We start from the raw sequence: 8891 nt of genomic DNA on the forward strand, positions 1-8891 counted from the left end.
CCATCTTGATCAGCCATGCCGGCGGCGGCCTGGGTGTGCCCGATGTTGGACTTGACCGAGCCCAGCCACAGCGGGCCGCCGTCGGCGCGCCGCCTGCCGTAGGCGGCGATCAGCGCCTGTGCCTCGATGGGGTCGCCCAGCGAGGTGCCGGTGCCGTGCGCCTCCACCACGTCGATGTCCCGGGGGGACAGCTGGGCGTCGGCCAGCGCCGCGCGGATGACGCGTTCCTGGGCGGGGCCATGGGGCGCGGTGAGGCCGTTGGAGGCGCCGTCCTGGTTGATCGCGGAGCCGCGGATCACGGCGAGCACGGGGTGCCCGAGGCGCTCGGCGTCCGCGAGCCGTTCCACCAGCAGGACGCCCACGCCCTCGGCGGGCCCGAAGCCGTCGGCCGCCGCGGCGAACGCCTTGCACCGGCCGTCGGCCGCGAGCCCGTTCAGCTTGCTGAACTCCAGGTAGGTGCCGGGGGTCGCCATCACACACACCCCGCCGGCCAGCGCGAGGGAGCACTCTCCCTTGCGCAGGGCCTGCACCGCCAGGTGCAGGGCCACCCCGGACGAGGAGCAGGCGGTGTCCACCGTGAAGGAGGGGCCCTCGAACCCGAAGGTGTAGGAGATGCGGCCGGACATCGAGCTGGCGGCCAGCCCGGTGGCCAGGTACCCGGCGACGTCCTGCGGCACGCCCGCGGCGTTGCCCGCGTAGTAGACGGTGCTGCCGCCGACGAAGACGCCGGTCTTGCTGCCGCGCAGCGAGGTCAGGTCGATGCGGGCGCGCTCGATGGCCTCCCAGGAGGTCTCCAGCAGCAGGCGCTGCTGGGGGTCCATGGCCAGCGCCTCGCGCGGGTTGATGTCGAAGAAGTCGGCGTCGAAGTCGGCGATGTCGTGGACGAATCCGCCCTCGCGCACATAACTGGTGCCGGTCTCGCCCGAGTCGTTGAACATGCCGGGGTCCCAGCCCCGGTCGTCGGGCATGGGGGAGATCACGTCGCGGCCCTCGGACACCAGCTCCCACAGGGCCTCCGGCGTGTCCGCGCCACCGGGGAACCGGCAGGCCATGCCGACGATCGCGATCGGCTCGCGGTCCCGGGCCTCCACCTCGCGGAGGCGCTGCTGAGTGTCATGCAGGTCGGTCGCCACCCGTTTGAGGTAGTCGACCAGCTGTTCCTGGTTCGCCATGGCGTCCTCTTTCAGGCCCTTCCCAGGTGGGAGTCGATGAACTGGAGTACTTCGTCGGCCGAGGCGTCCTGGAGCCGCTCCGCGACGCCGTTGCCCTCCGCAGCCGTGGGTTTCTGGCGGCACCGCGCCAGCAGCGCTTCGAGGCGGGCCGTCACGGCGTCCCGTTCCCCGTCGTCGAGGAGCAGGTCGACGTGGTCCTCCAGCCGGTCGAGTTCCTGGATCAGGGCCTCCGACCCGCTCAGTCCCTCGGAGACCAGTCGCTCCCGCAGGTGCTCGGCGAGCAGCGCGGGGGTGGGGATGTCGAAGACGAGGGTGGAGGGCAGCGTGGTGTCGGTGGCCCGGCTGAGCCGGTTGCGCAGTTCCACCGCGGTCAGTGAATCGAAGCCGATCTCCTTGAAGGGCCGTGACGGATCGACCGCGAGGACGTCGCCGAGCCCGAGCACGGCCGCCACATTGCGCCGCACCAGCTCCAGCAGGGTGCGGCTCTGCTCGGCCGCCGAGAGGCCCGCCAGGCGCTCCGCCATCGTCAGGCCGTCCCCGGTGGCGGCCTGCCCCGCCGCGGCGGCGCGCCGGGCGGGTGGCTGCCTCACCAGGCCGCTGAGGATGCGGGGCAGGACATGGGCGTCGGCGAGGTCCCGCAGCGCTTCCGGGTCGAGGCGGGCGGGCACCAGCAGGCTTTCGGGCCGGCGCTCGGCCGCGTCGAACAGGGCCAGGCCCTGCTCGGACGACATCGCCCGGATACCGGAGCGCTCCATGCGCGCGATGTCGCGCTCGTCCAGGGTGCCGGTGATGCCGCTGGTCTGCTCCCAGTACCCCCAGGAGAGCGACTGGCCGGGGAGCCCGGCGGCGCGGCGGTCCTGGGCGAGCGCGTCCAGGAAGGCGTTGGAGGCCGTGTAGTTGGCCTGGCCGCCGACGCCGGTCACGCCGCCGGTCGACGAGAACAGCACGAAGGCCGCGAGGTCCTTCTCCCGGGTCAGCTGGTGCAGGTTGACCGCCGCGTCCACCTTGGGCCGCAGCACCGCGCGCAGCCGCTCGCCGGTGAGGGAGGGGATGGTGCCGTCGTCGATCACGCCGGCGGCGTGGATGACGCCGGTCAGCGGATGGGCCGCCGGGATGTCCGCCAGCAGCGCCGCCAGGGCGTCGCGGTCGGCGGCGTCGCAGGCGGCGACCGTGACCTCGGCGCCCAGGGCGGTCAGTTCGTCGCGCAGCGCGGCGGCGCCGGGCGCTTCGGCGCCCCGGCGGCTCGTCAGCAGCAGGTGCCGGGCGCCCCGCGTGGTGACCAGATGGCGGGCGACCACGCCGCCGATCGTGCCGGTGCCGCCGGTGATCAGTACGGTGCCCAGACGCCAGGCGGGCAGGTCCGGCGGGGTGAGGGCGGTGTTCTGGCCGGTACGGGCCAGCCGCGGGCAGACGACTCCGCCCTGGCGCACCGCCACCTGCGGCTCGCCCGCCTCGAGGGCGGCGGAGAGGGCGCCGGGCAGCAGCGCCGCCGCGTCCGGGTCGGTGCCGTCCAGGTCGACCAGGACGAACCGGTCGATGTTCTCCAGCTGTGCGGAGCGCACCAGACCCCAGAGGGCGGAGTGCACCAGGTCGGTGACCCCTTCGTCGCCGCTGGTCGACTGGGCGCCGCGGGTGACCACCACCAGCCGGGAGGCGGCGAAACGCTCGTCCGCGAGCCAGCGTTGCACGACCCCGAGAAGCCGCGCGGTCTCGTCGTGGACCGCGGGGGCGAGGCCGGGGTCGAGGGCGGTCGCTCTGCCGGCGAGGGGTGCGCAGGGCAGCACCATCAGGTCGGGCGCGGGGGCGCCGTCGTCGACGTACCGCGCCGACTCCTCGAGGTCCGTGGTGGCGCGCACGGCGTGTCCGGCGTGTTCCAGCGCGTCCGTGATGCCGAGGCCGTCGGCGCCCACCACCTCCCAGGCGCGGTCGGCGAGCGCCTCCGGCCCGGGCTCGACGGAGATCCACTCGACACGGTAGAGCGAGTCGGGCTCGGAACCGCCCCGGCTCAGCTGCTCCAGGGAGACCGGGCGGAAGACCACCGCGTCGGCGGAGGCGACCTGACGGCCCGAGGGGTCCGCGACACTCAGCGACACCCCGTCGGCCGTCTCGTTGGGGACCATACGGACACGCAGCGCCGAGGCGCCGGTGGCGTACAGCGACACGCCGTTCCAGGTGAACGGGAGCAGCATCCGCCCGTCGGGCGGGCCGCCCTGTCCGATGCCGGCGGCTTGCAGCGCGGTGTCCAGCAGGGCGGGGTGCAGGCCGAACCGTCCGGCCTCCCCGTGCAGTTCCCCGGCGAGCGCGGCCTCGGCGAACACCTCGTCCCCGCGGCGCCAGGCGGCCTTCAGGCCGCGGAACGCCGGCCCGTAGCCGTAGCCCGCCTCGGCGAGGCCGGCGTAGAGACCGTCCAGGGACAGCGGCTCGGCGTCGGCCGGTGGCCACTGGGTGAAGTCGAAGTCGTCCGGCCGGGCACCCGTGGTGAGGGTGCCGCTCGCATGCCGGGTCCACGGCCGGTCGGTGTCGTCGGGGCCGTCGGCGCGCGCGTGGACGGTGAAACCGCGGCCGCCGTCCTGGCGTGGCGCGGAGACGACGAGCTGGAGCTGGAGCGCCCCTTCCTCGGGGAGGACGAGGGGGGTTTCCAGGACCAGTTCCTCGACGCGGTCGCAGCCCACCTCGTCCCCCGCCCGCACGGCGAGGTCGACGAACGCCGTGCCGGGCAGGAACACCGAGCCGGCCACCGCGTGGTCGGCCAGCCAGGAGTGTCCGGCGGTCGAGATCCGGCCCGTCAGCACCACCTCCTCGCTCTCGGCGACCCGGACGGCGGCGCCGAGCAGCGGGTGGTCGGCGGAAGCGAGGCCGAGGCTGTGGGGGTCGCCCTGGCCGCCGATGGTGGAGGGGTCGATCCAGTAGTGCCGGCGTTGGAACGCGTAGGTGGGCAGGGCGAGCACGGGCGGGGCCGGGGTGGCGGCCCCGGTCAGGGCGTCGGGGGCGGTGTCCACGCCGTACCAGGCCTTCCAGTCCACGGACAGCCCCGCGGTGAAGGCCTGCGCCAGGGCCCGGGCCAGCTGCGCCGGACCACCCTGGTCCCGCTGCAGAGTGGGCACGGTGGCCACCGGCACCTCCAGCGCCTGGGCGGTCTCCTGGATACCCACGCTCAGCACCGGATGCGGACTCGACTCCACCAGCACCCGATACCCGTCGCCCAGCACCGCCTCCACCGCCGACGCGAACCGCACCTGACGACGCAGGTTCTCCACCCAGTACGCCGCGTCCAAAGCCGTCGACTCCACCCGGCCACCGGTCACCGCCGAATAGAACGCCACACCCGTCTCCACCGGCGTGACCTGCCCCAACAACTCCACCAGCTCATCGGCGATGTCATCGACCTGGGGGTTGTGCGAGGCATAGTCCACATCGACCAGCCGAGCCCGGCCCCCGCCCGACTCCACCGCCGCGACCACCTCGGCCACGGCCTGCGGCGGCCCGGAAATCACGGTGGATCCGGGCCCGTTGACCGCCGCCACGACCACCCCCGCACGGCCACCGATCGCCTTCTCGGCCTCCTCCTGTCCCACCGCGAGGGACGCCATCGCCCCCCGCCCCGACAGCACCCGCAAGGCCTGCGAGCGCAACGCCACCACCCGAGCACCGTCCTGCAACGTGAGCGCCCCGGCGACCACCGCCGCCGCGATCTCCCCCTGCGAATGTCCCACCACCGCGGCGGGCTCCACACCGAACGACCGCCACACCTCCGCCAGCGAGACCATCACCGCCCACAACGCGGGCTGCACCACATCGACCCGCGCCAGATCCATCCCGTCCCCGCCCCGCAACACCGCCGTCAACGACCAGTCCACAAACGGCGCCAACGCCGCCTCACACTCCGCGATCCGCCCCGCGAACACCGAAGACACATCCAGCAACTCCACACCCATGCCACGCCACTGGCCCCCCTGCCCGGGGAAGACCAGGACCGGGCCGGCCCCGCCGGCCACGGGCTCCCCGGTCACCGCGACGCCCGAGGGCAGTCCTTCGGCGAGGGCCGTCAGGCCGGTCAGCAGCTCCGTACGGTCCTGGCCGACCACCACCGCGCGGTGGTCGTGCACCCCACGGCCGGCCACCAGCGACCAGCCGATCTCCGCCACCTCGCCCACGGTCTCCTGGGCGAACTCCGCCAACCGCCCGGCCTGGGCACGCAACCCCGCGGCCGACCGCCCCGACACCACCCACGGCACCACCCCGCCCACCGGCGCCGGGCCCGAGTCCGCCGGAGCGGTGACCTGCGGGTCCTCCGGAGCCTCTTCCAGAATCACATGCGCGTTGGTGCCGGAGATGCCGAACGCCGAGACGCCCGCCCGCCACGGGCGGTCCACCTCCGGCCAGGTGGTGGGCTCCGTGAGCAGTTCCACCGCCCCGCTGTCCCAGTCCACGTGCGGCGTCGGCGCGTCGATGAACAGGCTGGCCGGCATCTCCCCGTGGCGCATGGCCATCACCATCTTGATGACGCCGGCGGCGCCCGCGGCGGCCTGGGTGTGGCCGATGTTGGACTTCACCGATCCCAGCCACAGGGGCCGCTCCGCCGGCCGCCCCTGGCCGTAGGTGGCCAGCACCGCCTGCGCCTCGATCGGATCACCCAGCGTCGTACCCGTGCCGTGTGCCTCCACCACATCCACATCCGCCGGCGACAACCGCGCGTTCGCCAACGCCTGCCGGATCACCCGCTGCTGCGACGGACCATTCGGCGCCGTCAACCCATTGCTCGCACCGTCCTGATTGATCGCCGAACCCCGCACCACCGCCCACACCCTGTGACCATTGCGCCGCGCGTCCGACAACCGCTCCAGCAACAGCAGACCGACACCCTCACCCCACCCCGTCCCGTCCGCCGCCGCCGCGAACGCCTTGCAACGACCGTCCGCCGCCAGCCCGCGCTGCCGCGAGAACTCCACGAAGGCACCCGGCGTGGACATCACCGTCACGCCACCCGCCAACGCCAGCGAGCACTCACCGCCACGCAGTCCCCGCACCGCCGAGTGGAGCGCCACCAGCGACGACGAACACCCCGTGTCCACCGTCACCGCCGGACCCTCCAGCCCCAGCACATACGACACCCGCCCCGACACCACGCAGCCGAGGTTGCCGGTGCCGGTGTACCCCTCCATGTCGAGGCTGGAGATCCCGATGATCGACAGGTAGTCGAAGATGGTCGCGCCGACGTAGACACCGGTGTCGCTGCCGCGCAGGGAGCCGTGGTCGATTCCGGCGTGTTCGAACGTCTCCCAGGCGGTCTCCAGCAGCAGCCGCTGCTGGGGATCCATCCCCACCGCCTCACGCGGCGAGATACCGAAGAAGTCCGCGTCGAACTCCCCCGCGTCGTAGACGAATCCGCCCTCGCGCACATAGCTGGTGCCCGGGCGGTCCGGGTCCGGGTCGTACAGCGTGTCCAGGCGCCAGCCGCGGTCGGTCGGAAACGCCGACATCGCGTCCCGGCCCTCGGTCACGAGGTCCCAGAGCTGTTCCGGGCTGGTCACCCCGCCCGGGAACCGGCACGCCATCCCGACGATCGCGATCGGCTCGTCCGATTCCCCGGCCGGTCCCGCGGCGGGGACGAGGGTGGCGCCGGCGACGGTCGTCCGCGTGCCGGAGATCTCCCCGAGGACATGGCGGGCCAGGTCGTCCGCCGTGGGATAGTCGAAGATCAGCGTGGTGGGCAGCGGCATTCCGGCGCTCGAGCTGAGCTTGTTGCGCAGCTCGACGGCGGTCAGCGAGTCGAAGCCCATCTCGAAGAAGGGCTTCGTCGCGGACACGGCGTCCGGGCCGGAGTGGCCCAGCACGCCGGCCGCCAGGGCCCGGATGTGCTGCGAGAGTATCTGGTGCCGCTGTTCCGGGGCGGCGGCGGACAGCTGCCTGCGCAGCGGGCTGTCCTCGGACGGTGTCTCCTTCTCGAGGAGTTCGACGGCCTGGGGGATCTCGGCGAGCAGCCGACTGGCGCGCTGCCCGGCGAACGTCGCGGCGAACCGCGCCCAGTCGAAGTCGGCCACCGTCAGCGTCGTCTCGCCACGGCCCAGGGCGTCGCCCAGCACCCGCAGCGCCAGCTCCGGCGGCATGGCGGTCAGACCCCGGTCGCGGAAGAAGGACGCCACCGCCTCGTCGGCGGCCATGCCCGCCTCGCCCCACGGCCCCCAGGCCACCGAGAGTCCCGGCAGGCCCTCGGCGCGCCGGCGTTCGGCGAGCGCGTCCAGATACGCGTTGGCCGCCGCGTACGCGCCCTGCTGCCCACTGCCCCAGCTGGCCGCGCCGGAGGAGAAGAGCACGAACGCCGACAGGTCCAGGTCGCGCGTCAGCTCGTCGAGCCACCGCGCGCCCCCCGCCTTCGCCGCCGTCACCTGCGCCACCCGGTCGGGGTCCAGGTCGTTCACCGGCGTGTAGTCGCCGACCCCGGCGGCGTGGAAGATCCCACGCAGCGGTTGCTCTTCCGGCACCCGCGCCAGCAGCCCGGCCACCTGGTCCCGGTCCGCGACATCGCAGGCCACCACGTCCACCGAGGCGCCGAGCGCCTCGAGCTCCGCCGTCAGCTCCTCGGCCCCGGGCGCGGCGGGGCCGCGCCGGCCGGCCACCATCACATGGCGCGCGCCCCGCTCGACCGCCCACCGTGCGACCCGGCCGCCCACGCCGCCGGTCCCGCCGGTGACCAGGACCGACCCCTCGGTCCGCCACTCCTCGCCAGGCGCGCCTCCCGGTGCCGCGCGCAGCCGGCGCCCCAGCGCACCGTCTCCGCGCAAGGCCACCTGGTCCTCGGTGCCCTCGGCCACCACCGCGGCCAGCCGGTTCGCCGTCTCCTCCGCCACCGCGGCCGGAAGATCGACCAGGCCGCCCCATCGCTTCGGGTACTCCAGGGCCGCCACGCGCCCCAGACCCCACACCTGGGCCTGCACCGGGCTCACCGGGCCGTCCTCGCCGACCGACACCCCGCCGCGCGTCACACACCACAGGCGCCCGCCGAAGTCCGTCCCGTCCAGTGCCTGAACGAGGGCGATGGTCCCGGCCAGCCCCACCGACAGGTGCGGATGGTCCGGGTGCGCGGCCTCGTCAAGGCCCAACGCGCTGATCACACCGGCGACGTCGGGCCATTCCTCCAGCTGCCGCAGACGCTCCGCCAGCGGATCGCGCGCCTGGTCGCCCGGCGCCAGGGCGAGGGTCGTGCACCGCGCCCCCCGGCCCTCGAGCGCCCGGGCGACCGTCCCGACCGCCGGGTCGCCGTCGAGCTTCTCGGGCACCATCAGCAACCATGTGCCGCTCAGCCGGGGAGCCGCGTCCAGGCCGGTGACGGCGGACCAGGCGGTCCGGTAGCGCCACCCGTCGATCCGGGCCCGGTCCCGGGTGCGCTGACGCCACTGTGCCAACACCGGCAACGCCGGGGCCAGCGCCTGCCGCGCGGTGTCCTCCGCCACGTTCAGCGAGGCCCCGAGCCCGGCGAGATCCCCCGCTTCGACAGCGCTCCAGAAGCGTTCGTCGTCCTCCGAACCCTTCTCCGGGGAACTCCCCCACCTGCCGGGCTTCAGCCAGTAGTGCTGGTGTTGGAACGCGTAGGTGGGCAGGTCCGGGCGGGGCCGGGGCGGCGGCCCCGGTCAGGGCGTCGGGGGCGGTGTCCACGCCGTACCAGGCCTTCCAGTCCACGGACAGCCCCGCGGTGAAGGCCTGCGCCAGGGCCGGGCCCGG

Annotated in this window: 2 protein-coding genes; both read right to left on the bottom strand. The window is 74.1% G+C overall.

Annotated features, from left to right (window positions below; genetic code table 11):
- Positions 1 to 1172, bottom strand: a 1172-nt coding sequence (locus tag BBH68_RS00095) for a beta-ketoacyl synthase N-terminal-like domain-containing protein (protein ID WP_174588965.1), incomplete at its 3' end; no start/stop codon positions are given.
- 11 nt (positions 1173 to 1183) lie between these two features.
- Positions 1184 to 8770: an SDR family NAD(P)-dependent oxidoreductase gene (locus tag BBH68_RS00100; RefSeq protein WP_342673107.1), complete on the bottom strand. Its 7587-nt coding sequence runs from the start codon at positions 8768 to 8770 to the stop codon at positions 1184 to 1186.
- Positions 8771 to 8891 lie beyond the last annotated feature (121 nt).

The organism is Streptomyces sparsogenes (assembly GCF_001704635.1).
GTDB classification, from domain to species: Bacteria; Actinomycetota; Actinomycetes; order Streptomycetales; family Streptomycetaceae; genus Streptomyces; species Streptomyces sparsogenes.